The organism is Stappia sp. ICDLI1TA098, from assembly GCF_054880955.1.
Window position 1 is genome coordinate 752242 of the sequence record NZ_JBTZBT010000001.1, and the last position, 22054, is coordinate 774295.

At 65.1% G+C, this 22054-nt stretch carries 27 protein-coding genes; 15 read left to right on the top strand and 12 right to left on the bottom strand.

Features of this window, described 5'->3' with window-relative positions; translation table 11 throughout:
• Nucleotides 1–63: 63 nt before the first annotated feature.
• The 4 genes from ACSLUQ_RS03295 to sfsA all read left to right on the top strand — a co-directional run bounded on the left by ACSLUQ_RS03295 (nucleotide 64) and on the right by sfsA (nucleotide 4207).
• On the top strand, nucleotides 64–993 hold the full coding sequence (locus tag ACSLUQ_RS03295; protein WP_417770759.1) for a dihydrodipicolinate synthase family protein: 930 nt from the start codon (nucleotides 64–66) through the stop codon (nucleotides 991–993).
• Nucleotides 990–1868, top strand: a complete 879-nt coding sequence (locus ACSLUQ_RS03300; protein ID WP_461807692.1) for a ribokinase — start codon at nucleotides 990–992, stop codon at nucleotides 1866–1868. The genes ACSLUQ_RS03295 and ACSLUQ_RS03300 overlap by 4 nt, the downstream gene beginning before the upstream one ends.
• Nucleotides 1869–2003: 135 nt before the next feature.
• Complete coding sequence (locus ACSLUQ_RS03305; protein ID WP_461807693.1) at nucleotides 2004–3467, top strand: TrkH family potassium uptake protein; 1464 nt, start codon at nucleotides 2004–2006, stop codon at nucleotides 3465–3467.
• Nucleotides 3468–3502: 35 nt separating this feature from the next.
• Nucleotides 3503–4207, top strand: a complete 705-nt coding sequence (gene sfsA / locus ACSLUQ_RS03310; RefSeq protein WP_417770756.1) for a DNA/RNA nuclease SfsA — start codon at nucleotides 3503–3505, stop codon at nucleotides 4205–4207.
• A gap of 30 nt (nucleotides 4208–4237) precedes the next feature.
• Here sfsA and ACSLUQ_RS03315 read toward each other — a convergent pair whose 3' ends face one another.
• The 6 genes from ACSLUQ_RS03315 to ACSLUQ_RS03340 form a co-directional block, all read right to left on the bottom strand.
• Nucleotides 4238–4954: a L,D-transpeptidase gene (locus ACSLUQ_RS03315; RefSeq protein WP_417770755.1), complete on the bottom strand. Its 717-nt coding sequence runs from the start codon at nucleotides 4952–4954 to the stop codon at nucleotides 4238–4240.
• 145 nt (nucleotides 4955–5099) lie between these two features.
• Complete coding sequence (locus ACSLUQ_RS03320; protein ID WP_417770754.1) at nucleotides 5100–5435, bottom strand: hypothetical protein; 336 nt, start codon at nucleotides 5433–5435, stop codon at nucleotides 5100–5102.
• A 58-nt stretch (nucleotides 5436–5493) separates the two neighbouring features.
• Nucleotides 5494–6003 (bottom strand): xanthine phosphoribosyltransferase, encoded by a 510-nt coding sequence (gene gpt / locus ACSLUQ_RS03325; RefSeq protein WP_417770753.1) that lies wholly within the window; start codon nucleotides 6001–6003, stop codon nucleotides 5494–5496.
• A 28-nt stretch (nucleotides 6004–6031) separates the two neighbouring features.
• Complete coding sequence (locus tag ACSLUQ_RS03330; RefSeq protein ID WP_461807694.1) at nucleotides 6032–6790, bottom strand: competence/damage-inducible protein A; 759 nt, start codon at nucleotides 6788–6790, stop codon at nucleotides 6032–6034.
• Between the two features lie 50 nt (nucleotides 6791–6840).
• Nucleotides 6841–8043, bottom strand: a complete 1203-nt coding sequence (locus ACSLUQ_RS03335) for an FAD-dependent monooxygenase (RefSeq protein ID WP_461807695.1) — start codon at nucleotides 8041–8043, stop codon at nucleotides 6841–6843.
• 57 nt (nucleotides 8044–8100) lie between these two features.
• A complete protein-coding gene (locus ACSLUQ_RS03340) occupies nucleotides 8101–8346 on the bottom strand; it encodes a zinc-finger domain-containing protein (protein ID WP_417770750.1) in 246 nt (81 codons plus the stop codon).
• 248 nt (nucleotides 8347–8594) lie between these two features.
• Here ACSLUQ_RS03340 and ACSLUQ_RS03345 point away from each other — a divergent pair, with 248 nt between their 5' ends.
• The 4 genes from ACSLUQ_RS03345 to ACSLUQ_RS03360 all read left to right on the top strand — a co-directional run bounded on the left by ACSLUQ_RS03345 (nucleotide 8595) and on the right by ACSLUQ_RS03360 (nucleotide 12153).
• Nucleotides 8595–9362, top strand: a complete 768-nt coding sequence (locus ACSLUQ_RS03345) for an alpha/beta fold hydrolase (protein ID WP_461807696.1) — start codon at nucleotides 8595–8597, stop codon at nucleotides 9360–9362.
• A 44-nt stretch (nucleotides 9363–9406) separates the two neighbouring features.
• A complete protein-coding gene (locus ACSLUQ_RS03350; RefSeq protein WP_461807697.1) occupies nucleotides 9407–10228 on the top strand; it encodes an alpha/beta fold hydrolase in 822 nt (273 codons plus the stop codon).
• A gap of 557 nt (nucleotides 10229–10785) precedes the next feature.
• The gene (gene cysE / locus ACSLUQ_RS03355; protein WP_417770747.1) at nucleotides 10786–11625 is read left to right on the top strand and encodes a serine O-acetyltransferase; all 840 of its coding nucleotides are present in this window, start codon (nucleotides 10786–10788) and stop codon (nucleotides 11623–11625) included.
• Nucleotides 11626–11937: 312 nt separating this feature from the next.
• Nucleotides 11938–12153 carry a DUF3126 family protein gene (locus ACSLUQ_RS03360; RefSeq protein ID WP_417770746.1) on the top strand — a complete coding sequence of 72 codons (216 nt, stop codon included), beginning with the start codon at nucleotides 11938–11940 and terminating at the stop codon, nucleotides 12151–12153.
• A gap of 84 nt (nucleotides 12154–12237) precedes the next feature.
• Here ACSLUQ_RS03360 and ACSLUQ_RS03365 read toward each other — a convergent pair whose 3' ends face one another.
• Nucleotides 12238–12942, bottom strand: coding sequence for a hypothetical protein (locus tag ACSLUQ_RS03365; protein ID WP_417770745.1), 705 nt, complete (start codon nucleotides 12940–12942; stop codon nucleotides 12238–12240).
• Between the two features lie 242 nt (nucleotides 12943–13184).
• Between ACSLUQ_RS03365 and ACSLUQ_RS03370 the strand changes: the two genes are divergently transcribed.
• Both ACSLUQ_RS03370 and ACSLUQ_RS03375 read left to right on the top strand, forming a co-directional pair.
• Nucleotides 13185–13502 (top strand): DUF6949 family protein, encoded by a 318-nt coding sequence (locus ACSLUQ_RS03370; RefSeq protein WP_417770744.1) that lies wholly within the window; start codon nucleotides 13185–13187, stop codon nucleotides 13500–13502.
• A gap of 54 nt (nucleotides 13503–13556) precedes the next feature.
• On the top strand, nucleotides 13557–14084 hold the full coding sequence (locus ACSLUQ_RS03375) for a gamma carbonic anhydrase family protein (protein ID WP_417770743.1): 528 nt from the start codon (nucleotides 13557–13559) through the stop codon (nucleotides 14082–14084).
• Between the two features lie 134 nt (nucleotides 14085–14218).
• Here ACSLUQ_RS03375 and ACSLUQ_RS03380 read toward each other — a convergent pair whose 3' ends face one another.
• The 3 genes from ACSLUQ_RS03380 to ACSLUQ_RS03390 all read right to left on the bottom strand — a co-directional run bounded on the left by ACSLUQ_RS03380 (nucleotide 14219) and on the right by ACSLUQ_RS03390 (nucleotide 16700).
• A complete protein-coding gene (locus ACSLUQ_RS03380; RefSeq protein WP_461807698.1) occupies nucleotides 14219–14836 on the bottom strand; it encodes a transglutaminase-like cysteine peptidase in 618 nt (205 codons plus the stop codon).
• Nucleotides 14837–15326: 490 nt separating this feature from the next.
• Nucleotides 15327–15947 (bottom strand): PilZ domain-containing protein, encoded by a 621-nt coding sequence (locus ACSLUQ_RS03385; protein WP_417770741.1) that lies wholly within the window; start codon nucleotides 15945–15947, stop codon nucleotides 15327–15329.
• Nucleotides 15948–16055: 108 nt separating this feature from the next.
• The gene (locus tag ACSLUQ_RS03390) at nucleotides 16056–16700 is read right to left on the bottom strand and encodes a PAS domain-containing protein (RefSeq protein ID WP_417770740.1); all 645 of its coding nucleotides are present in this window, start codon (nucleotides 16698–16700) and stop codon (nucleotides 16056–16058) included.
• A 249-nt stretch (nucleotides 16701–16949) separates the two neighbouring features.
• On the opposite strand from ACSLUQ_RS03390, the gene ACSLUQ_RS03395 reads away from it, so the two are divergent.
• Both ACSLUQ_RS03395 and ACSLUQ_RS03400 read left to right on the top strand, forming a co-directional pair.
• Complete coding sequence (locus ACSLUQ_RS03395; RefSeq protein WP_461807699.1) at nucleotides 16950–17711, top strand: rhomboid family intramembrane serine protease; 762 nt, start codon at nucleotides 16950–16952, stop codon at nucleotides 17709–17711.
• Between the two features lie 143 nt (nucleotides 17712–17854).
• Nucleotides 17855–18286: a CBS domain-containing protein gene (locus tag ACSLUQ_RS03400; protein WP_417770738.1), complete on the top strand. Its 432-nt coding sequence runs from the start codon at nucleotides 17855–17857 to the stop codon at nucleotides 18284–18286.
• Between the two features lie 96 nt (nucleotides 18287–18382).
• Here the strand turns inward: ACSLUQ_RS03400 and hisI are convergent, their stop codons facing one another.
• The gene (hisI, locus tag ACSLUQ_RS03405; RefSeq protein ID WP_461807700.1) at nucleotides 18383–18850 is read right to left on the bottom strand and encodes a phosphoribosyl-AMP cyclohydrolase; all 468 of its coding nucleotides are present in this window, start codon (nucleotides 18848–18850) and stop codon (nucleotides 18383–18385) included.
• A 46-nt stretch (nucleotides 18851–18896) separates the two neighbouring features.
• The gene (folE, locus tag ACSLUQ_RS03410; RefSeq protein WP_461807701.1) at nucleotides 18897–19529 is read right to left on the bottom strand and encodes a GTP cyclohydrolase I FolE; all 633 of its coding nucleotides are present in this window, start codon (nucleotides 19527–19529) and stop codon (nucleotides 18897–18899) included.
• Between the two features lie 315 nt (nucleotides 19530–19844).
• Between folE and ACSLUQ_RS03415 the strand changes: the two genes are divergently transcribed.
• From ACSLUQ_RS03415 to ACSLUQ_RS03425, 3 genes are all read left to right on the top strand, one after another.
• Complete coding sequence (locus ACSLUQ_RS03415; RefSeq protein WP_417770735.1) at nucleotides 19845–20288, top strand: iron-sulfur cluster assembly scaffold protein; 444 nt, start codon at nucleotides 19845–19847, stop codon at nucleotides 20286–20288.
• 21 nt (nucleotides 20289–20309) lie between these two features.
• On the top strand, nucleotides 20310–20687 hold the full coding sequence (yidD, locus tag ACSLUQ_RS03420) for a membrane protein insertion efficiency factor YidD (protein WP_461807702.1): 378 nt from the start codon (nucleotides 20310–20312) through the stop codon (nucleotides 20685–20687).
• 238 nt (nucleotides 20688–20925) lie between these two features.
• Nucleotides 20926–22047: a GNAT family N-acetyltransferase/peptidase C39 family protein gene (locus ACSLUQ_RS03425; RefSeq protein WP_417770734.1), complete on the top strand. Its 1122-nt coding sequence runs from the start codon at nucleotides 20926–20928 to the stop codon at nucleotides 22045–22047.
• The last annotated feature ends 7 nt before the right edge of the window (nucleotides 22048–22054 follow it).

The window sequence follows — 22054 nt, forward strand, 5'->3', positions numbered from 1 at the left end:
TTGAATTCTGGAATGCTATTCTAAAATAAAAAATGATTACAAATCCATTGGAAAGAACGGAAAATGCGCAAGGGCTCTGACGGTATCGTACCGGTGATGCTGACACCTTTCACGGAAGATGACCGGATCGACTGGGATGGCCTCGCACGTCTCGTCGACTGGTATGTCGCCCAGGGTGCGGACACCCTGTTTGCAGTGTGCCAGTCGAGCGAGATGCAGAGGCTGTCGCTGGCCGAACGCGTCGAACTGGCGCGGCGCACGATCGAGTTCGCCGACGGACGGGTCGGGGTCATCGGCTCGGGCCATATCAGCGATGCTCGGGACGCGCAGCGCGAGGAACTGATGGCGATGGCCGACACCGGCCTGGACGCGCTGGTCCTGGTGACCAATCACCTCGATCCCGCGAACGCGGGCGAGGCGGCGTTCCGCGAGGGGCTCGATGCCGTCCTCGGCTGGCTTCCCGGTGACTTGAAGCTGGGGCTCTACGAATGCCCGGCGCCATACCGGAGGCTTCTGAGTGACGACGAGTTCAAACTGTGCCGCGACACCGGACGCTTCGTGACGTTGAAGGATGTGTCCTGCGACCTTGAGACAGTGCGGCGGCGGGTCGGGCTTGCGGGCGATTCAGGCTTTGCCGTGGTGAACGCCAACGCGGCGATCGCCGCGCAGGCGATGCGGGCCGGTTCGCGCGGCTTTGCCGGGGTCTTCACCAACTTCCACCCGGATCTCTATGCCTGGCTCTACCGCAACCGGGATGCGGACAGCGATCTGTCGCGGCGGCTGGAAGTGTTCCTGGCGCTGGCGGCCATGGCCGAACCCATGGGCTATCCGGGCCTTGCCAAGATCTACCACACGCGCCTTGGGACCTTTGCCTCGGCGCACTCCCGGGTCACGGATTACGACATTTGCGAAAGGCACTGGGCCGTTATGGACCTGCTTGAGCACATCGAGACGGGCACGGCGCAATTCCGGGAGGAGATTGCGGCGCAATGACCATCCTGAACGTCGGCTCGATCAACTGGGATCGCGTGCTGCGGGTGCCGCATTTCCCGCAGCCGGGTGAGACGCTGCAGGCGTTCTCGGTGTCGGTCGGGCCTGGAGGCAAGGGGCTCAACCAGTCGGTTGCGATCCTGCGGGCCGGAGGATCGGTGCGTCACGTCGGGGCGGTTGGAGCCCTGGATGTACCAATGCGCGAGACCCTGCGTCGTCTGTCCCTCGACGACGGCGCGGTTGTCGGCGTCGAGGGCATCGAGACGGGAAGCGCGACGATCTTCGTCGACCGGGCCGGCGAGAACCTGATCGTGCTGGACTGGGGAGCGAACGGGCGGGTGCCGGATGGCGCCGTTCAGGCGGCCATCGAAGCGGCACAGGCGGGCGACTGGCTGCTGTTCCAGAACGAGACCAATCAGGCGGAGAGCTGCGCCCGGCCGGCACGTCGGCGCGGGCTGAAGGTGGCCTATTCGGCCGCCCCCTTTGTCGCCGATACGGTCGTTCCGCTGCTTGCCGATGTCGATCTGCTTTCCGTGAACGCAATCGAGCTTGAGCAATTGCTTCATGCCATAGGTGGCGCGGGCAACCTGCCGGAGAGCCTCGCGCTGCTCGTCACGCGCGGCGGCGAGGGCGCCGACTATATCGCCGGCGGCAGCAAAACGACGGTCGGCGCACATGCGGTGAGCGTCGTCGACACGACCGGGGCGGGCGACGTGTTCCTAGGTGCCTTCCTGGCGGAGACCGACAAGGGAGCCGATCCGGCCACCGCGATGGCGACGGCCAATGCCGCGGCGGCGCTACAGGTCGGACGGCACGGGGCGACGGAGGCGATTCCGACGCTGGCCGACATCCGCGCATTCCAGGTGCAGCACGGCTGATCCGCCCGGCCCGGCGTCACGTCTTGCCGTTTGTCCTCGCCGTATGTTCGCTTGCGGGCGCATGGGCGTCGCCCTTGTCAATTGGGGGTAGGGTTCGGCCCTGAAATCGGCTAAGCCTTTGCGGCCTTGTTGTCGATGAAAGATGCCCGGTTCGTGATTTCGCTGCGCCCTGTCCTGAACGTTCTCGGTTTCCTCCATGTCGGGCTGGCGACGGCCATGCTGATTCCGGCGATGGTGGACGTGGCCGCGCGCAACGCCGACTGGCAGGCCTTTGTCATGTCGTCGCTGATCACCGGCCTGATCGGACTGTTGCTGTCGGTTGCCGTCGGCGGATCGCTCGGCGACGGGCTCAACATGCGCCAGACCTTCATCCTGACGACGCTGTCCTGGGTAACGCTGCCGGCCTTTGGCGCACTGCCGTTCCTGTGGCTTGGCGTCGGTTACGCGGACGCCGTCTTCGAGGCGGTGTCGGGATTCACCACGACCGGTTCGACCGTGCTTTCCGGCCTCGACGACCTGCCTCCGGGGCTGCTTGTCTGGCGCTCGCTGATGCAGTGGATGGGCGGCGTTGGCATCATCGTCATGGCCATCGTGCTGCTGCCGTTCCTGCGGATCGGCGGCATGCAGCTCTTCCAGAGCGAGAACTCCGACCGAAGCGAGAAGATCGTCGCCCGCTCCATCGAACTGGTGCGGCTGATCGGCGTCTCTTACCTGTTTCTGACTGCTCTTTGCGCGGCGGCCTTCTGGGCGACCGGCATGTCGCCCTTCGACGCGGTCAACCACGCCTTCACGACGGTGGGAACGGGCGGCTATTCCACCCACGACAAGTCGTTCGGCTTCTTCACAAACCCGGCGACGGCCTGGGTCGCGATCGTCTTCATGATCACCGGTGCGCTGCCCTTCGTGCTGATCATCCAGGCGCTCCGGGGGGCGCCACTGGCGCTTTGGCGCGATCCGCAGGTGCGTGCCTTCCTCGGCTTCATCGTCCTCGTCTCGCTGGCGGTCACCGTCTACATCGGCCTCGTGCACCGGTTGCCGTTCGAGGACGCGCTGCGGCTCTCCGCCTTCAATATGATCGCCATCATCACCGGCACGGGCTATGCCTACGGCGACTACACCACATGGGGAACGCCGGTGGTCGTGCTGGCGCTGCTGCTGAAGTTCGTCGGCGGCTGCACCGGCTCGACGACGGGCGGCATCAAGATCTTCCGCTTCCTGGTGTTCTTCGGCACCGTGCGGGCCCACTTGCGCCGCATGGTGCGCCCGAACCGCGTGGTGCCGGAGCTCTATGGCAACACCCGGCTGACGCCGGAACTGTCCTTCTCGGTGCTGGCCTTTCTCGTCGTCTATATGGGAACGGTCGGCATCATCACGCTGCTGCTGGCCGCCTTCGATCTCGATCTCGTCACAGCGCTGTCGGCGGCGGCGACCTCGGTCGGCAACGTCGGACCCGGACTGGGGCCGATCATCGGGCCGTCGGGCAATTTCGCGCCGCTTCCCGATGGGGCCAAATGGATCCTGTCCTTCGCCATGCTGATGGGGCGTCTCGAGCTTTTCACGGTCATCGTGCTGCTCGATCCCGATTTCTGGTCGCGCTGACACCGGGCGCGCCCGTTCTTCCAAGGGGTTTCCCCATGCGTTTTCCCACCGCTCTTGTTTCCGGGCGACTCGTGCGTCGCTACAAGCGGTTTCTCGCCGACGTCATTCTCGACGATGACGGCGAGACGATCACCGCCCATTGCGCCAACCCCGGCTCGATGCTGGGGCTCGCGCCGGAGGGCGCGCGCGTCTTCCTGTCGAAGTCGGACAACCCCAAGCGCAAGCTTGCCTATTCCTGGGAGATCGTGGAGGTCGACGGAGTGCTCGTGGGCATCAATACCGCGCATCCCAACGGGCTGGTCGAGGAGGCGCTTGCCGCCGGGCTTGTCGGTGAACTCGCCGGTTATTCGAGCCTGCGGCGCGAGGTCCGCTACGGGAAGAACTCGCGCATCGACATCCTGCTGGAGGAGAGCGACGGCCGGCCGGTCTATGTGGAGGTCAAGAACGTCCATCTGATGCGCGAGCCGGGACTGGCGGAATTTCCCGATTCCGTTACCGCGCGCGGTGCCAAGCATCTGGTGGAGATGGGAGACATGGTCGAGCAGGGGGCGCGCGCGGCGATGGTCTATCTGGTGCAGCGTCCCGATTGCGCGCGGATGAACCTGGCCGCGGACATCGACCCGGCATATGCGGCCGCCTTCGCAGCGGCGCGTGAGCGCGGTGTCGAGGCTTATGCCATCGGGTGCCGGATCACGCCGGAGGAAATCGTCGTCGACCGGCGCGTCATGCTCGAGATGTGAGCACGGGTCGCGCCGGTCGACCTTTTAGGGTCAGGCGACGCTGCCGTTGTTGCGATCCTGAAGCACGATGATCGGCGTGTCGTTGGGGACGCGCGAAGCGAGATCGATGACATCCTGATTGAGCAGGCGGACGCAGCCCGAGGACACGGCCTTGCCGATGGACCAGGTCTCGAGCGTGCCGTGGATGCGATACAGCGTGTCGCGCCCGTTCTCGAAGATGTAGAGCGCGCGGGCGCCAAGGGGGTTTTCCAGCCCCGGCGCCATGCCGTTGCGATACTTCTCCAGCTCCGGCTGGCGCTGGATCATCTCCGCCGGCGGCGTCCAGCGCGGCCAGGCGCGCTTGTAGGCGATCCTGGCGCGGCCGCCCCATGAGAAGCCGGCACGGCCGATGCCGACGCCGTAGCGCATCGCCTGCCCGTTCTCCATCACCAGATAGAGAAACCTGTTCGGCGTGTCGACGATCAGCGTGCCGGTGCGTTCGTCGGTCTGGTAGGGCACGACCTGGCGGAAATAGACCGGATCGAGCCTACGCAGATCGACGGCGGGAACCGGGAATTCCTCCTGGGGCATCGCCGCGTACATCTGCAGGTAATACGGGTCGATGGCCACCTGGGCGGGAGCGGTGGCCGCCGGCTGGAGGCGACCGTGCGGCGCCGACTGGCAACCGGCCAGGGCCAGGCCCGATATGCCCGCCAGTCCGGTGAGAAAGCTGCGCCGCGACGGCAAGGCAAGATTGGGAGGCGTCATTGTCTTCATTTCGTTTCACATAGGTCAGATGCGCCAGCGGGCGAGTGGCAGCCCGGCGAGGGCAAGGGAAGGGGCGGCGCGTCCCGAGGTACACGGGAAGAACCCCGAGCACACGCGGTCGGTTCCACGGTTCCGGGAAAACCGTTCAGGCGCGCGGTGGCGGATTGTCGAGAGCGGGTTCCGCGAGTGCGATCAGCGTCCCGGTCTCGCGCGGGTGCCGGCGCGCGGAGCGCTCGGGAGGCGCGAGGCGGGGGGTGCCTGGTGCGACATAGGGCACGCACTTGCCCTGCAGGGCACAGGAGCGCAACGGACCTCCGCGCGCCACCTCCCGCGTGGCCGACGCTTCCGTTGCCGTCGCGCCCGGGGCCTCGAGGCTGCGCAGGGAGGACGCACGCAGGTTCGCCCCGCCCGCGTGCAACGCGAAGGCAAGGAGAAGAAACACGGTCAGGCCGTGGCGAAGGCTGGCGCCGAATCCGCTCATGTCTCCCTTTTGCCTAGGAAAATGCGCCGAAATAGCGGCGCGCGCCTATCTCGGCGGTTCAGCCCTGCGTATTGGTCGCGATCGGCGGCTGGAATTGCCAGCCCATGTCCCAGGGGAAGTAGATCCAGGTGTCCTGCGACACCTCGGTGACGAAGGTGTCGACGAGCGGGCGGCCCATCGGTTTGGCGTAGACGGTCGCGAAATGCGCGTCCGGCAGCATCTCGCGCACGACCCGCGCGGTCTTGCCGGTGTCGACCAGATCGTCGATGACCAGCACGCTCGCGCCCTTGCCGCCGTCAAGGTCGATGACATCCGGGTCGACGGGCTTGATGACCTTGAGCGCGCCCTGGGATTCGTAATCGTGATAGGAGGCGATGCAGACCGTCTCGATCATGCGGATGCCCAGTTCGCGGGCAACGATCGCCGCTGGAACGAGACCGCCGCGGGTGATACAGACGATGGCTTCCCACTTGCCCTGGCTGGACAGGCGCCACGCAAGCGCGCGACAGTCCCGGTGGAACTGGTCCCAGGAGACGGGGAAGGCTTTCGGGGCTTGCGGGTTTTCCATGTAATCTCGTCCTGATGGGCGGTGTGTCTTAGGGGTTCGGTGCCTGGCGGGTCGTCTCGGCGACGGCCTCGCTCACGGCGGATGCGGCACGCTCCAGAAGCGCTTCGTCGCGTGAGCGCACGACAATCTGCGTGGAGAAGCGGCCGTCGTTGGAACGGGGGTAGGAGCCGATCATCGTTCCGGGGTTCTCGTCCTGGATCGTGCGCAGGCGGTCGGCGATGCGACTTTCGGGAAGGTCGGCGTCGATGGCGCGCGACAGGATGCGGGTTCCTGTCTTCAGCGTGGGGGCGATGGCGTCGAGCATCGCCTGCATGATCGCGGGAACGCCGGCCATCACATGCACGTTGCCGATGCGAAATCCCGGAGCCTTGGAAACCGTGTTCTCGATCAGCTCCGCGCCCTGCGGGATGCGCGCCATGCGCAGGCGCGCCTGAGTAAGCTGTCCCTCGGGATAGAACGCCGTGAGAATCGCGACGGCGCGTGGGTCGTGGTCAATCGGCACGTCGAAGGCTGCGGCGATGGAATCGGCGGTGATGTCGTCATGGGTCGGCCCGATGCCGCCGGAGGTGAACACATATGTATAGCGCGCGCGCAGCGCGTTGACCGCCTCGACGATGCGCTCGGTAACGTCGGGCACGACACGGACCTCGGCGAGATCGATGCCGAGCGCGGTCAGATATTCGGCCAGATAGCCGATGTTCTTGTCCTTGGTGCGGCCTGAGAGGATCTCGTCGCCAATGACGAGAAACGCGGCGGTGACGATCGTGTCCTGGCGCTCGCCGGTCATGAGTCGCGGTTTCCTGCTTTCCGGTGCATCATTTCCCCGATGCCGGGCGCTCACGCTTCGGCCGGAGGTTGCCATCCATATAGCCAATCGAGCCGTCCGAGAAGACGTATCGCGGGCAGGGTGCGCATCACCGTGTCCCGGGCAAGCGCCAGCGGGCCGGACATGTGATAGATGCGGTCGTTTTCCCGCGCCAGACGAAGCACGCGCTCCGCCCGGTTCTGGCGTGCATCCTGATAGGCGGAGAAGGCGGCGGGAATCGTGTCGTGACGCTCGACCTCGCGCGCCAGGACTGCCGCGTCCTCCACTGCCATTGCCGCGCCCTGGGCGGCAAAGGGAAGCATGCCGTGGGCGGCATCGCCCAACAGGGCGAGCCGGCCGTCGACCCAGCTCGAGCCGGGGTCCATGCCGCATAGCGCCCACTTCAGCCAGCTTTCCGGCCTCTCCAGCAAGGCGCGAACCTCTGCTGGCCAGTCGCGGAAATGGCCGAGCAGTTCGTCGCGTGCGGCGGGTCCCGACCAGGTTTCCTGTTGCCAGTCCTCGCTGACAATGGCGACGACGTTGAGCTGGGTGCCGGCGCGGACCGGGTAGTGGACGATATGGGCGTTGCGACCGATCCACAGTCCGGTGACATGGCGCCAGTCGCCGGGAACGGAGTCGATGGGGAAAACCGCGCGATAGGCGGTGCGTCCGCTGTAGACGGCCTGGCGGATGCCCATGACACGGCGGCGGACCTGGGACCAGACGCCGTCCGCGCCGATGAGGCCGCAGCCGGTCTGGAGATCGCCGCGGTCGCTTTCCTCGAGCGCGATGGTGACGCGGGAAGCGTCTTGCGTCGCGTCGCGAAGACTTGCTCCAAGCGTCAGGGTGACGCCGGCGGAAAGGCGCGCCGCATCGAGCAGAATAGATTGCAGGTCGGCGCGGTGGATGACGAGATAGGGCGCGCCGTAGCGCTCCTCGACGGTTCTGCCGAGCGGCACGTCGGCAAGCGCGCGGCCCGTGCGCGCCGACATGATCCGGATCGCTTCCGGGGCCACCGCATGCCGCTTCAGCACCTCCTCGAGGCCGAAGGCGCGGTAGATGTGCATCGCGTTGGGCGGGATCTGCAGGCCGGATCCGACCGGGTCGAGGCGCTCGGCGCGCTCCAGAACCGTGACCGGTATCGCCCGGCGTGACAGCGCCAGTGCGGTGGTCAGTCCACCTATGCCGGCTCCTGCCACATAGAGGGGGCCGGAGCCTGTTTCGGAAGTCGCCATGTTTTTGTCCGGCGTGTGTCCCGCGTCATGCAGCGCGAAGCCGATGACGCCGCGCGGTCACGCCGCTTCGGGCTTCCAAAGGCAGCCGGCCGGCTCCGTCTCACCCGCGCCGAGCTTCGCATTGTAGCGGTACAGCGTCGAGCAATAGGGGCAGACGATCTCCGTCTCGTCACCCATGTCGAGATAGACATGCGGGTGATCGAAAGGCGGTCGTGCGCCGACGCACTGGAATTCCTTCGCGCCGATCTCGATGGTCTCGAAGCCGCTGTCGTTCTGGAAATGGGGGATCACTGCGTCCGCCATCGCATCCATCCTTGCCGTTCGGGTCGATGTTTGGCGGGACCATACGCAGGAAGACCCGGATTGAACAGGGGAAAGCGGCGAGAGGGATGCGACATTCCAGCCGGTGGAGCTGATCCGCGGGCACTTCTGGTCGGCAAATGCGATGAATGACATTGCCTTCGTCGCGTGGCGCGGGACTTTTCAACAAGGGAGCGGGGCTCTATCGTAGCGGGAGCAAATGTAACCTTTACGTAAGGGTAAGAGGATAGATGCCCCACTTCGATTCCGCCGGACTGCGACTTGCCTACCTCGACGAGGGGCGGGGCGAGCCGATCCTGCTCATCCACGGATTTGCATCCAACAAGCAGGTGAACTGGGTCTATCCCGGTTGGGTCAAGCTGCTGACGGAGACCGGGCGCAGGGTCATAGCGATCGACAACCGCGGGCATGGCGAGAGCCAGGGAAGCCACAAGCCGGATGATTACGGTGCGCCGGCGATGGCGGAGGATGCCTTTCGGCTTCTCGACCATCTCGGCATCGGTCGTGCCGACGTGATGGGCTACTCGATGGGCGCGCGCATTTCCGCCTTTCTCGCGCTCAATCATCCCGAGCGGGTGCGCAGCGTCGTCTTTGGCGGCCTTGGCTATGGAATGGTGTCCGGCGTCGGCGATCCCGAGCCGATCGCATCAGCCCTCGAGGCGGAGAAGCTCTCCGATGTGACCGACCGCACCGGGCGCGCCTTCCGCGCCTTCGCCGAGCAGACGAAGTCGGACCGGCTGGCGCTTGCGGCCTGCATGCGCTCCTCGCGCCAGAAGATCTCGGAGGAGGAAATCTCGCGCATCCGGCAGCCGGTTCTGGTTGCCGTCGGCACGAAGGACGATATCGCCGGTTCGCCGCAGAAGCTTGCCGCGCTGATGCAGCATGCCGAGGTGCTGGAGATCCCCAACCGCGATCACATGGTTGCCGTCGGCGACAAGGTCTACAAGCAGGGTGTCGTCGACTTCCTCCATGCCTTGGCGCGGGCGGGTGTGTCATGAGTGCGCGGACGGTCGAACTTTGCGGCGCGGAGGGCAATACCCTCGTGGCAGACCGTTTCGGCAGTGGGGCCCGGTCGGCATTGCTTCTCCATGGCGGTGGGCAGACCCGCCATGCCTGGGACGCGACCGGAGTGCGGCTGGCCGAGCGCGGTCTCAATGCGTGGAGCATGGATCAGCGCGGCCATGGAGACAGCGCCTGGGTGGAGAGCGGCGCCTATGACTTCACCGATTTCGCCCGCGACGTCGTTTCCGTCAGCGACCTGATCGTCAGCGAGACCGGCGCACGACCGATCGCCATTGGCGCGTCGCTTGGTGGAATAGCGGCGCTTCTGGCGGAGGGGAGGCTGCAGCCGGGAACGCTCTCCGCACTGGTGCTGGTAGACGTGACGCCGCGCATGGATCCTTCCGGCGTCGACAGGATCATCTCCTTCATGGCGGAGCGCATGCACGAGGGCTTTGCCTCGGTGGAAGAGGCGGCCGACGCCATCGCCAGCTATCTGCCCCATCGCCGCCGCCCCTCGAACCTCGACGGTCTTTCGAAGAACCTGCGGCTGCATGAGGACGGGCGCTATCGCTGGCACTGGGACCCGCGTTTCATCGACGGCCGCCACGGCACCGAGGCGCGGCCGCAGGATGTGGAGGCGCAGCTCGTCGCCTCGGCGGCGGCGTTGCGCCTGCCCGTTCTGCTTGTGCGGGGCGCGCGTTCCGAGCTCGTCACCGACGCGCATGTCGAGGAGTTCCTGTCCCTCGTTCCCCAGGCCGAATACGCGGATGTAAAGGGCGCGGGGCATATGGTGGCCGGAGACCGGAATGACGCCTTCGCCGATGCGGTGGTGTCGTTCCTGGAAAAATTGAAAGCCGCCTGAAGCCGCCTTCGTGCCATGCGGGCGGGACGTTCCAGTGTGCGGGGGGGCGTCACGCGCGCTACGGGGGAATTCTATATTTTTCAGAGACCTATATGGTAAACTGAAAGTTAACGCGGAGCGTGAGCGTGTTTAAGCTTCCTGTGAGGAGATTGCTCCAGCAGGTTGGCTAGCAAGATCTTTCGGTATTTGCGTCGGCTTGGATCTTTTGGGCGCTTGAAGCGCTGCTTCAGGTTCTTCATGCGATGAATCTCCTGCTTCGCAAGGAGAATCAATCAGCCTGATTGCGCGGTAAGGAATCAGGCGATGTGGCCGGCGTCAAGAGCGACTGCGGCAGGTCCCCGGCAGGGCGCGGCTTCCAGGCGAAAGTGCGTCGCATTCCATCCCTGCACCTTCGCTGAAACCGGTTAACAAAACGACTCGCACCACGCGCGAGACGCCTCGCCGCCTCCCCTATGGTCATCGCCGGGGCGATGGCTATATGATGTCTCCCGAGACCGCAGTCACAATGCATGCGCCCGGACGTTGCCCCAGGGGCCGGCCGGGGCAAGGAGGCAGGCATGCCGCAATCCACACACGCAACGGAAGCGGCAGTACTGCCGCGCCACGATCCCGTCTGGGAGCGTCTTCACGAGGAAGCGGAGGCAATGGTTCGCGCCGAGCCGGCGCTTTCCTCGTTCGTCTATGAGACCGTCCTCAATCACGACCGGCTGGAGGAGGCGGTGGTCCATCGTCTTGCCGACCGGCTTGGCCATGTGGTCGTTTCGGCCTCTCTCATCCGGCAGACCTATCTGGAGGCGCTGGTCGAGAGCCGGGAGCTTGCCGAGACGTTCCGCGTCGATATCGTGGCCGTCTATGATCGCGACCCGGCCTGCACCCGCTTCCTGGAGCCGCTGCTTTACTTCAAGGGGTTCCACGCGCTGCAGACGCACCGGCTGGCCAACTGGCTGTGGAAGCGCGGGCGCAAGGATTTCGCGCTCTATCTGCAGAGCCGCTGCTCGGAGGTGTTCCAGGTGGACATCCATCCGGCCGTGCCGGTCGGCAACGGCGTCTTCGTCGATCACGCCACGGGCATTGTCGTCGGTGCGACCGCGCAGATCGGCGACAATGTCTCGATCCTCCAGAACGTAACGCTCGGCGGCACTGGCAAGGAGGAGGGCGACCGCCATCCCAAGATCCACAACGGCGTTCTGATTGGCGCCGGCGCCAAGGTGCTCGGCAACATCGACATCGGCCATTGCTCGAAGATCGCCTCCGGCTCGGTGGTGCTCCACGACGTGCCGGCGAACTCAACCGTGGCGGGCGTTCCGGCCAGGGTGGTCGGCGCGGCGGGGTGCGCCGAGCCGTCGCGCACGATGAACCAGCTGATCGTCGACGAACCGCAGAGTGACAAGGCGTAGTCCGACGACCCGGGCGCGGCCAGGGTCAGAGACGGTGAACAGCGCCTCCTGTGCGGCGGGATTGTCTCTGCCGCATTGGTGGCTCATTCGCGCATCACTTCTCCCCAGGCGAAGCTCGCATGGGGAAAGTGGCCGCGAGTGCCTTGGCTCGACGCTTTGAACGTGTAGGGTTCGCGCATCGACGGTGCCCGGGCCGGTCGCCGCTTCGGTGTCCGGTCGCATCGCGCGGAACCGCTGGTTCGCGCGGGGCGCCACAGGAACATGACACCCGCCGGGCCGGCTTGCCCGGGCGGGCGACGAGAGGAGCCGACCGTGAAGGCAGACGAAATCCGCAAGCTTGAACTCTATTTCCAGAAGAAATTCGAGCTGCCGAAGCTTGCCGTCCGGGCGCGCCCGAAGAAGGACGATTCCGCCGAGGTCTACATTGGTGACGAGTTCATCGGCGTGGTCTATCGCGATGACGACGATGGCGATCTGAGCTGGAATTTCTCGATGGCCATCCTCGAGATGGATATCGAAGAGATGTGATTTTCCTTCGGCTCGAGGTCGACAGGACACGAAGGCGCGGCGAGCAGGGTTCGGCGCGCCTTTTTCTTTGCTCAGATATCGGGGTCAGGGGCGAAGCGAGGCGACGAGCGCGCCGACGCGGGCATCGAGTTCGCGCCAGTTCGCAAGTTGCGCCTGGCGGAAGCGGTAGGTCGCGAACAGTCGGTCGCCAATGCGGATCGAGCGCTCGCAATTGGCGGCGAGCGACTTTTCACGCGGGGTGAAGCAGCGGGCCGCAAACAGCCCCTCCGGCTCGGCACGGTGAGCGACGAAGTCGGTGCCCGAGGCGCTGTCGCCGGGAAGCGGCAGCAGCGCAAGGCCCTCGGGGCCGGGCAGGGATTCGCCGGCTGCCAGCGACAGCCACACCCGGCGCAGCCGCTCGCTCGTGTCCATCGTCTCGGCATCATCGGAAAGCGCGATGTTGAGCACCGGCGAGCGGTCGCCGGCATCGGCGAAGTCGCGGGCGCGCAATTCGCTGTAGCCTTCCATCGACGGCCACAGCACCGAGAGATTGACACGCTCCAGGCTGCCGCCGGCGACGCGCTCCTCGACTCTGCGCATCATGTTGGCCGGGATTGAAAGCGTGAGCGTTCCAAGGGAGACGGGAATGTGCTCGGCGCGCGCGCTCCAGCCGCTGGGCGCGCGTGCGAAGCTCATCCAGGAGCCGACGGTATGAGCAACGAAGGCCGTGCCGGCCAGCGCCAGCGCGAGCACGATCGGCGTGAAGTGTCGCGCCCGCATGCCCGTACCGTTCGGGAGCGACATCGGCATCGTCATGCGCTCCCCATCCTTGCTTCGTTCCTCTGCATGGGCGCTGCGCGCCTGTTCCGCCGTGGGACACCTGTCCCGTTTCGAAGCGGAAGGCGGTGCCTCTTGCGCGCCATTTCATGGTTACCGGTTCGTTAACGGACCGATACACTCGGCACGCTATTTGCTCGAGCTTTTTACTCAAGCGGAAAGCCAGTTTCAGGACAGGCTCTCCGATGTTTGGTTAATGAGGGGTTAACAGGGTGATGGGCGAACTTGCGGCGGCGGCGTATTTGGGGTGTTCAGGGTTTGTTGTGGCCGGGATTCTTGGCAGTTTCTATCAGTTGGTGACGGGTAAGCCCTTGCGATTTGTGTTTCAGGTCGAGACATGGCTGCAGGGGCTTGTTTCCTGTCTTTTGTGCGTTTTCGCCGGCCCTTTCATCATCATGCGCAATGCGATTCGCGGAAGGCGCATCGAACAGAGGCCATTTGGCTGGCTTGTCGCGTCGTCCACCATTGCCGGCATGTGGAGCCTATGCTCGGGCGTGATGGTCTTGCATGTGATGCTGGTCGTGCTGCAATGAAGGTGGCCGGTCTTGCGGTCGGCCCCAGCCAACACACGCCCTGAAGGAGACATCATGCCCCTCTATCGCCTCGGCGAGCGATGCCCCGAACTTCCCGGCGAGGGAAATTACTGGATCGCGCCCTGCGCCACGCTGATTGGCAGCATCGTTCTCCTGAAGGACGCCAGCGTCTGGTTTGGCGCGATACTGCGCGGCGACAATGAGACGATCACCGTCGGCGAGAATTCGAATGTGCAGGACGGTTGCGTCATCCATACGGATCTTGGCTTTCCGCTCACCATCGGTAGCAATTGCACGATCGGCCACAAGGCAATCCTGCATGGCTGCACGATTGGCGACAACAGCCTTGTCGGCATGGGGGCAACGGTGCTGAACGGTGCAAAGATTGGCCGCAACTGCATCGTCGGCGCGAATGCGCTCATCCCCGAGGGCAAGGAGATTCCGGACAATTCGCTCGTCGTCGGCATGCCGGGGCGGGTCGCGCGCCAGCTCGACGAAGCGGCAGCGCGAGGGTTGACGGAGTCGGCCGCCAGCTATGTGCGCAACTGGAAGCGGTTCCGTGACGGATTGGTCCAGCTCTAGGCATCCACCATCGCCCGCATTGGCCGGGCGCAAAAAAAATGGCCGGTCCCGAAGGACCGGCCCGGCACCCCGACCCACAAGTTTGGGGAAGGGGGGGAGGTCGGCGGTGCCGAAGGTGGTGAGGCGCGGCCTCGTCAGTTCGACAAGCTAGCCACCGTGCTGACACGGCGGTCGCTAATCGCGGCCCAGCGGGCCGGGTTCGAGGGCGACTGCCTTTTGACGAAACGGTATGGAGCCGAATACCAGGGCAGAACGGCCTCGATCTGGTTGTCGAGGATCACGTCGCCCTGATCGGTGCGAACCGTCAGGACAGCGTGTCCAGCGCTGTTCGTGTCCTTCACGACAGTGATAAGAAGTGCACTGCGCGGCCAGCCGCGGGCTTCGAGCACGCGCTGCTTCTCCAGAACGTATTCCTCGCAGTCGCCCTGACCGTCCGTCGGATAGGTCCAGTACTCCTCTACGCCGAAGAGCTCGATGTCGGTCACGGGCTTGACGCTGCGGTTGACTTGCGCGTTGACGGCGATCAACTCGGCCCAGCGGTCCCGGTCGAGCTTCACGACCACGGCACCACCTTTGCCTGTACGGCAGGCCGATGGATTTTCCTTGCAAAAACCCACATGCCCGACCGGCGCGCTGGCGGCCTGCCCGGTCTCCATGTAGCGGCCGGGGCCGTCATCCGCGCGTGCGGTGCCGGCGGTCATCAGGATCGCCAGAGCTGCGATCGCGAAATGTGCTTTCGATGTCTTTTTCATCGTATATCCCTTCCCCAAGGTTGGATATACAATGACACGCTCGTTTTTATTCCAGTATAAGCCCGGAATGTGTTTTTGATGCAAAGTATAATTGCATTTAAGTCAAATTTTATTCAAATAAATACATATTTTTATGCTTATTTGATTCAAATTTTATCGATTATCGGGCATGACTGAAATCGGGCGAGCAGCTCCCGCTGACAGGCGGTAGCTGCTTGTGAAGAGTGCTCGGGAAGGGCTTGGGCTTGTTGGCGCTTGGGTTGTGAAGAGGGAGCTGTTCTGTGCCGCCTCTCGGGCGCTCAGCTCAGACACTCAGTTCGGCCGCGCACGCGACGTTTCGGCCGGCGCCGCGTTGCAACGCGATTGGCCCGGCTGAGAGCCGGGCGATGTGCAAGGAACATTTGTGTGAAAGCTGGGAGGTCGTGGCGCGAGCGGAGCGCAGGCGGCAGGGCGCGGGACAACGCCAGTCGGAAGTTGCGGAAAAGCCCGGTCAGGAAATATGGCGTTCCAGAAGATCGCGGTTCTGGATGTTCGCGAACTCGACCGCGACGCCGTCCTCGGTGTGACGGATGACGCGCGCGCGCATCTTGCCGATGTCGATGACGATGCCGATCTCGGGTTTGACGTCGGTCTTGAGCGAGGCTCCGGAGAGCGACAGGTCGACGATCCGGCACTGGTACTTGCGCCCGTCGGGAAGAACGATCTGCGTCAGCGGGTTCTTCGGCGTGAAGCGCTCGTGCCTGCGGTCTTCCGGCAGGTTCAGGACGTCGCGGTTGGCGAGCCATGTGAGCACATTGGCGAGCTTGTCGCGCTTGCGCAGGGGGGCGTTGATGCGGATGGCAAACCCGCCCTCGATCTCGCGGACGACCTCGCCCTCGATACGACCGATGTGGTCGATGTAGGCAATCACGCGCTCGCCGATCCGGGCGGTTGTCGGGGCGATGATGGCCGCGCCGCCGGGCGACATGTCGATAACCTGACAGGGGTACTCGCGGCGATCTTCAAGCATGAAGCGACCGAGAATATCGACCCTGACGCGCGAATGGCGTCGGCGGTCGACATCCTTCGTGGCGGCGACTGTCATGTATGTGAGTGCCGTGGCGTGCGCCATCAGTCACCGACCTTCCCTAAACCACCAACACGGATATCATGCCGCCGGAACGCTGCTGCGTCCACCCTAGGTCGGGAGCGTTAACATAGCGTAATCGCTGGAAGCTGGTCAGTTCTTGCCACCCTCGATGACGGTGAGGTGTTGCACCTGCCTTGCCCCTGCAACGGGAAACGGGCTGGCGCTGGCGGGCAACGGCGCGCGGCGGATCTGGGGAACCGACGAGGCTGCGGTCGCCACCTGCGCGGTGCGCATGCCCAGGAAGGACGGCCGTTCGTCCGGCCAGAGCAGGCGGACGCTCTTGATCGTCTGCGACAGGATCGGGTGCATTCCCGCCCAGTAGGGCTGCTCCAGCGCGACACAGCTTCCGAGCACGCGGCTGCATCCCTCGCCGGGAATGTGCAGCGGCAGGAGAAGCATTTCCATCTCCACCGCCTGCTTGCGCTCGGTGAAGCCGGCGATGCCCAGAACGGCAGCGGCGGCGTCCTCGGTAACGGCTGCGAGCAGCGTGCCGAGCGCCTCGTGGTCCTCGCTCGACCAGCCGCGCAGGATGTTGCGGTTCTTCAGCTCGCGACAGTGCAGGGAGCACAGGCGCGTGCCGGCGAGCCGGTAGCGGTAGGTGTCGCGGTTGACCAGTTCGAGGATGAACGTGTCGCCCAGCAGGCCGCGAATCTGGCCCGGCTCGATCTCATTGCGGTCGGGGGCGGGGCGCTCGTCGCGCAATCCGTCCCAATAGGCATAGAGGCGTTGTGTCACCGGATGTTTCATTTGCGCGCCCGTCGTTCGGTCGTTTCGGGACGGCTGCCTCGGATCTGTCCCGATCGGGGACGGTTCCAGCTGCCGGGCCGGGTTTCGTCCTCAACGAAGCAGGGCGTGTGCCAGTTGCCGGCGAAAGCGGTTGGGCGCGGCGGTCGGCCATGGTATTCGCCGGACGCAACCCGATATGCTTGAGCCCGCGCGCGGCAGCGCGCCGCAGGAGTGCCGCCCTTGTCGAGCCCGGAACACATGCCAGAAACGCACCGCCCCGCGCCGCAGCGACCGTTTCCGCCGGAAGGCCGGGAACCGGCGCTGAACCTTCCTCGCGTCATCGTGGCGCTGGCGCTGGCCATGGGCGCGATCCATGTCGTCGATGCGGTGTTTCTCTCCGAGCAGGCGCAGCTTGAGGTTCTTCTCACCTTTGCCTTCCTGCCCGCGCGCTATCTTCCGGGTGCGTCCGCGGAGCTGCCCGGCGGCTACCTCGCGAACGCCTGGACGTTCGTCACCTATGCCTTTCTGCACGGCGGCTGGAGCCACCTCTTCGTCAACCTTTTGTGGATGGCGGTGTTCGGCAGCGCGGTGGCGCGTCGCTTCGGCGCCCTGCGCTTCCTGCTGTTCTCGGCCGTCTGCGCCATTGCCGGCGCGGCGGCTTATCTGTCCGCGCACTTCGGCGAGATCGCGCCGATGATCGGTGCCTCGGCGGCGATCTCGGGCCATATGGCGGCGGCAACGCGCTTCGTCTTCCAGATGGGAGGCCCGCTTGGAGCGTTCCGCCGTTCCGACCAGGCGGCCTACCGGGTCCCTGCCATCGGCTTTGTCGCGGCGCTGTCGAATCCCCAGGTCCTGATCTTCCTTGCGGTCTGGTTCGGCATCAATCTGGTGTTCGGCCTGTTCACGCCGGCCATTGCCGGGGAGGGCGCACAGATTGCCTGGGAAGCACATCTTGGTGGCTTCCTTGCCGGTTTCCTGCTGTTTTCCTTGTTCGATCCGGTTCGTCGGCTCGCACGCTGACGGCCTTCCTTGGCGTCTTTGCCGATTGCGCCAGCGTCAGGATAGGTCATGATGACGGAGCGACAGGCGGGCACCGTCAACGCCGGAGGAGCGTTTCGCGTACCGGAATCGGGTCCGGAATTCAGGCATGGGAGGATCGGCGCATGACCGTTGCAGCGATTTTGAACGAGAAGGGGCGGGAGGTCACGACCGCCTCTGAGGGCGCGACGATGCGCGAGATCTGCGCAACGCTTGCGCAGCACAAGATCGGCGCCATCGTGATCGCAGGCGCCGGGGCCGGCATTTCCGGCATCCTGTCGGAGCGCGATGTGGTCCGCGCCATTTCGCAGGACGGGCCGGAGGCGCTCGACAAGGCTGTCTCCGACTACATGACGCGCAAGGTGGTGACCTGCCAGGCGCATGAATCGATCAACTCCGTGATGGCCAGGATGAGCGGCGGCCGCTTCCGCCATGTGCCCGTCGTAAAGGACGGCAAGCTCGACGGCCTGATCTCGATCGGCGACGTGGTGAAGTACCGTATCGCGCAGATCGAGCGCGAAGCCGAGGACATGCGCAACTACATCGCCATGACCTGAAACGAACATCGCCGGCGCCTGTCGGGCGCCGGCGATGTGGACTGGTCCGGGCTGCACGGGACACCGCTGCGGATGCGGTAGCCGGCGGCAACGGTCTTAGTGGTCGTGGCTGTGCCCGTAGACCTCGGCCGGGTCGTAGACCCGGTCCTCGCCAATCGGCGACAGGCGCGGGCTTTCGCCGGCGTTGCCCTTCACCACATGGCGATAGAAGCAGGAGCGATAGCCGACGTGGCAGGTCGCGCCGTTGCCGGCGACATTGACCTTGAGGACGAGCGCGTCCTGATCGCAGTCGGTGAGAATGTCGACGACGGCGAGGATCTGTCCCGAGGTCTCGCCCTTCTTCCAGAACCCCTTGCGCGAACGGCTCCAGAACCATGCCTCGCCGGTCTCGATGGTGCGTGCCAGTGCCTCGGCGTTCATGTAGCCAACCATAAGCACGGTGCCGTCGGTTGCGTCGGTGACGACGCAGACGATGAGCCCATCGGCATCGAACTTCGGCTGGAAGGAGGCACCGCCTTCGATCTCGGCCTTGCTGCCCCGCTGGGCGAAAAGCGTTTCGGTCATGGTCTTTCGGAATTTCTTGCGTGGTGTGCGAGGGGAACGGGCCGGCTTATCGCCGGCCGTCGCGCACCAGGGTCATGAAGCGCACCTGTTCGGCCGGGTCGTCGCGGAAGACGCCGGTGAACTGGGTGGTGATGGTCGAGACGCCGGTCTTCTGCACGCCGCGCATGGTCATGCATTGATGCTCGGCCTCCAGCATGATGGCGATGCCGCGCGGCGCCAGATGCTTGTCGATGGACCCGATGATCTGCGCCGTCAGGTTTTCCTGTGTCTGCAGGCGCTTGGCGTAGATGTCGACGACCCTTGCGATCTTCGACAGGCCGACGACGCCGTCGGAGGGATAATACGCGACATGCGCCTCGCCGATGAAGGGCAGCATGTGATGCTCGCAATGGGAGAAGAAGGGGATGCCGCGCACGAGGACGATGTCGTCGTATCCGCCGACGTCTTCGAAGGTCCGCTGAAGATGCTCGGCCGGATCCTGATCATAGCCTGAGAAGATCTCTCCATAGGCCTTTGCGACCCGCTTGGGCGTTTCGATCACGCCCTCGCGCGTCGGGTCGTCGCCGGCCCAGGCAATGAGCGTGCGCACTGCCGCCTCGGCTTCCTCGCGGGTCGGGCGCTTGAGCGCGGGCGTGTGATCGCCGTCTTCCCCGTTGACCGACTTCAAGATGGCATCCATTGCGGGGTCTCCCGTTTGTGCTTTATTCCGCATGCCTTACGCTATCCCTGCCGCCGCGGACCACATGGCCCCGGCCTGTATGGTCGTGCCGACCCACCCGAGACCGGGGAGTAGCAGCACGGAAGTTGACGTCAAGACCCCGGAAATACGGCGGATATGGGCCACATCCCGTCCTGACTTTCGGTGTGGGAGACGCGGGTTCCGGCGACAAGGGTCGCCGGATGCGTTTTCTTCGCCGACAAGCGCCTATATAAGAGCTTTGGGAAGGACGTGAAGTTCGGGTTGTCCGTTTCACGTTTCGGTGATGAGGCCTTCATGCTCGACGACATCTACAACGCGCGAATCCTCGAACTGGCTGGCAATATCCCCCGTCTTGGCCGCCTCGATGCCCCTGACGCATCCGCCAAGGCACACTCAAAGTTGTGCGGATCGACCGTTGTTGTCGACCTTAAGATGCAGAATGATGTTGTGACCGATTTCGCGCAGGACGTCAAAGCCTGCGCGCTCGGCCAGGCATCGGCCTCGATCATGGCCCGCAATGTCGTCGGCGCGACCGCAGACGAGCTGCGCAAGCTGCGCGATGAGATGCGGGCAATGCTCAAGGAAGGCGCCCCGGCGCCCGCCGGGCGTTTCGCCGACTGTGTGCTGCTCGAGCCGGTGCGTGACTTCAAGGCCCGCCACGCCTCCACGATGCTTGTCTTCGAGGCAGTGGTCGATGCGCTCGACCAGATCAAGGCGAAGGACGAGGCGGCAGCCTGAGCCGCCCGCGGGAGTGCTGCCATGTGCGGGCCCGGAAGCAGCCATCGGCACGGGGAAGGCGCGCAGCACCGCCCCCCGTCGGCAGGCCACGTCAGCGTGCCCGCGCGCGTCGGCATGGCGGTGATCCGCGCCTATCAGCTCTCCTTGTCGGCCTTTATGGGGCGGGGCTGCCGCTACGCGCCAAGCTGCTCCTGGTACACCTCCGATGCGATGGCGCGTTACGGGTTCTGGGCGGGCGGCTGGATCGGCCTTGCCCGAATCCTTAGGTGCCGGCCAGGTGGCGGCAGTGGCTTCGATCCGATCCCCGGGAGCCTGCCGGACAACGCTCGCTGGTATATGCCCTGGCGCTATGGCCACTGGACGTCCGACCATATCGATCCGGCGACGCGGCTCGACTGAGTTCTTACCTCAAGGTCTTTCCAGCGCGACGTTTTTCGATCCCGTCCGAGAGCCGTCGCTCCCATGCGAAAAACGCAGGAGCCATGCGAAAGCTCTTGGCGACGCTCGCGGTGAAGGCGAGTATGGAGACTGCCTGCAACGTGACGTCCCGCATCGTGGAGGCGCGCGCCGTGCAAGGCATGGCCAGCCGGGGTCCGCGCAGCGCGGGCTCAAGGCGCCGCAGCCGCTGGAGCCGGAATTGGACACTCCCGACCTGGTGCAGGCCAGCATTCGCGCAGCCCGCCCCGACGACCTCGCAGACCTCCTCGCCATCGAGACGGAAGCGTTCACCCACGACCGCATCTCGCGCCGTTCGTTCCGACGGTTCCTTGAAAGTCCGGGCGCGTCCTGTCTGATCGCCGAACTCGACGGCAAGGCGGTTGGCTATGCGCTTCTGCTGTTTCGGGCCGGCACTGCGCTGGCTCGCCTCTATTCCTTCGCGGTGCTGGCGGAGATGCGGGGCAGGGGCGTCGCCCGTCCGTTGCTTGCGGCGGCGGAGGCGGACGCCTATGCGCGCGACCGGATCGTGCTGCGCCTCGAGGTTCGTGAGGACAACACACCGGCGCGCCGGGTCTACGAGCGGTCTGGCTACCGGGTACATGGGCGCGTCGCCGGCTACTATGCCGACGGCATGGCGGCCTTGCGGATGGAAAAGCCACTTCACGACGCGGAGGCCCAGGCATCGCGCGTGCCTTACTTCGCCCAGACCACCGATTTCACCTGCGGCCCCTCCTGCCTTGTCATGGCGCTGAAGCATTTCCTGCCGGAGACGGAGATGGGGGAGCGGCTGGAGCTGCGCCTGTGGCGGGAATCAACGACCATCTATCTGGCCTCCGGCCACGGCGGCTGCGGACCTTTCGGGTTGGCGGTCGCAGCGGCCGAGAGGGGGTTGCGCGCGCAGGTCCGCCTGACGCCTCCGGGGCATCTCTTCATGTCCTCCGTGCGCGATGCGGACAAGCGTCGGGTGATGGAGATCGTGCAGGACGACTACCGCGCTCAGGCTGTCGAACTTGGCATTCCGGTGCTGGAGGAGCAGCTCTCGCCGCGCCAGCTTGCGGAAACGGTGGCGGGCGGCGGTCTCGCCATCGTGCTCATCTCCGAATATCGTATGCTCGGCCGGCGCGGGCCGCATTGGGTGCTTGTCACGGGCGAAGATGGCCGTCACCTCTTCGTGCACGACCCCTGGCTTGGCTACGAGGGCTATGAAACCATCCAGGATGCAGCAAACCTGCCGATCCCGGACGGGGAATTCGAACGCATGGCGCGCTGGGGCAAGCCTCCGGTCCGCGCCCAGATCATCCTGACGCCAGGACCTCTTTGAAGAAGGA